This window comes from Pseudomonas sp. R62 (assembly GCF_000257605.1).
Classification (GTDB): Bacteria; Pseudomonadota; Gammaproteobacteria; order Pseudomonadales; family Pseudomonadaceae; genus Aquipseudomonas; species Aquipseudomonas atacamensis.
Map to the genome: position 1 here is coordinate 3,633,473 of NZ_JH635998.1, position 2,102 is coordinate 3,635,574.

The 2,102-nt window shown below is 60.4% G+C and carries 4 protein-coding genes; all 4 read left to right on the forward strand.

Annotation, left to right across the window (positions count from 1 at the left end):
* Window positions 1–292: YebC/PmpR family DNA-binding transcriptional regulator (locus tag OQK_RS17370; protein ID WP_016773500.1), on the forward strand; the 292-nt coding region annotated here is incomplete at its 5' end.
* A gap of 156 nt (window positions 293–448) precedes the next feature.
* A complete protein-coding gene (gene ruvC / locus OQK_RS17375; protein WP_016773501.1) occupies window positions 449–976 on the forward strand; it encodes a crossover junction endodeoxyribonuclease RuvC in 528 nt (175 codons plus the stop codon).
* A 114-nt stretch (window positions 977–1,090) separates the two neighbouring features.
* Window positions 1,091–1,699: a Holliday junction branch migration protein RuvA gene (ruvA, locus tag OQK_RS17380; protein ID WP_016773502.1), complete on the forward strand. Its 609-nt coding sequence runs from the start codon at window positions 1,091–1,093 to the stop codon at window positions 1,697–1,699.
* The coding region (locus tag OQK_RS31415; protein ID WP_038861042.1) for an AAA family ATPase at window positions 1,700–2,102 on the forward strand (403 nt) is incomplete at its 3' end.

Consider the following 2,102-nt stretch of genomic DNA (forward strand, 5'->3'; position numbering starts at 1 on the left):
CGAAGCGGCGCTGGAAGCCGATGCTGATGACGTGGTCACCCACGACGACGGTTCGATCGATGTGTTCACCTCGTTCACCGGTTTCTATGCGGTGCGCAACGCGCTGGAAGCGGCCGGGTTCAAGGGCGATGATGCGGAAATCGTCATGCAGCCGACCACCAGCGCCGAGCTGGATCTGGAAGGTGCGGAGAAGGTGCTCAAGTTGATCGACATGCTTGAGGACCTGGATGACGTGCAGAACGTCTACTCCAACGCGGATATCCCGGAAGACGTCGCCGCTCAGCTTGGCTGATAAGCGACTAGTCTTCCCTGTGGGAGCGAGCCTGCTCGCGAAAGCGGTGTGTCATTCAGCACCTGTATCTGCTGACATACCGCCTTCGCGAGCAGGCTCGCTCCCACATTTGCTATTGGCTGTCAGGTAAATCGTTTTTATGAATCTGCAGGCTTTATGACTCTAATCCTTGGTATCGACCCCGGTTCGCGCATCACCGGTTACGGGATCGTTCGCGATACCGGGCGGGGTGGCTGCATCTATGTGGCCTCGGGCTGCATTCGCACCGGCTCCGGCGAGCTGCATGAGCGTCTGCAAATCGTCTATCGCGGCGTGCGCGAAATCATCAAGACCTACGGCCCGGTGACCATGGGTATTGAAAAAGTGTTCATGGCGAAAAACGCCGACTCGGCGCTGAAGCTCGGACAGGCACGGGGCGCTGCGATTGTCGCCGGCGCCGAAGAGTGTCTGGAGATCGCCGAGTACACCGCCACGCAAGTCAAACAGGCCGTCGTCGGGACTGGTGCGGCCAATAAGGAGCAGGTGCAGATGATGGTCATGCACATGCTCAAGTTGACCAGCAAGCCGCAGATCGACGCCTCCGACGCCCTCGCGATTGCCATTTGCCATGCGCACACGCGCTCCAGCCTGCTGCCGCACGGGCTGGGAACCGCACGCAGTCGTGGCGGGCGCCTGCGTCTCTGATAGCATCAGCATCAATTTTCCTGAAAGTGGCTTTGCGGTGCCTGTGTTGCCGGCGCGCAAGCCACCTTCAATCGTCGCCAGCCCACGGCTGGCCAGCGCTCAAGGATTCAAAACGTGATTGGACGCTTGCGCGGCACCCTGGCTGAGAAACAGCCGCCGCACCTGATTCTCGATGTCAATGGCCTCGGCTATGAGGTGGAAGTGCCGATGACCACGCTTTATCGGTTGCCGTCGGTCGGTGAACCGCTGACCCTGCACACCCATTTGGTCGTACGCGAAGATGCGCAATTGCTCTATGGTTTTGCCGGCAAGCGTGAGCGAGACTTCTTTCGCGAGCTGATCCGTCTCAACGGCGTCGGGCCGAAACTGGCGCTGGCGTTGATGTCGAGTCTGGAAGTCGATGAGTTGGTGCGCTGCGTGCAATCTCAGGACACTTCGGCGTTGACCAAGGTCTCGGGGGTTGGCAAGAAGACCGCCGAGCGTCTGCTGGTGGAATTGAAAGACCGCTTCAAGGCTTGGGAAACCTCGCCGGCGATGTTCGCGCTGGTGCCGAATCAGCCGGACGGCCCGGCGCCGGTCAACAGCGCCGAGACCGATGCGGTCAGCGCGTTGATCTCGCTGGGCTACAAGCCGCAGGAAGCGAGCAAGGCGATTTCCGCGATCAAAGACAAGAACCTGAGCAGCGAAGACCTGATCCGCCGCGCTCTGAAGGGAATGATTTAAGTGATTGAAGCTGATCGTCTGATCGCCGCCGCGCACAGCCCGCGCGAGCGCGAAGAAGTCCAGGATCGGGCCATCCGCCCGGTCAGTCTGGCCGACTACATTGGCCAGCCGACCGTGCGCGAGCAGATGGAGCTGTTCATCCAGGCTGCGCGTGGCCGCAGTGAATCCCTCGATCACACCCTGATCTTCGGCCCACCGGGGCTGGGCAAGACCACGCTGGCCAACATCATTGCCCAGGAAATGGGTGTGTCGATCAAGAGCACCTCCGGGCCAGTGCTGGAACGCCCGGGTGATCTGGCCGCGTTGCTGACCAATCTTGAGCCGCACGACGTGTTGTTCATCGACGAAATCCATCGTCTGTCGCCGATCGTTGAAGAAGTGCTGTATCCGGCGATGGAAGATT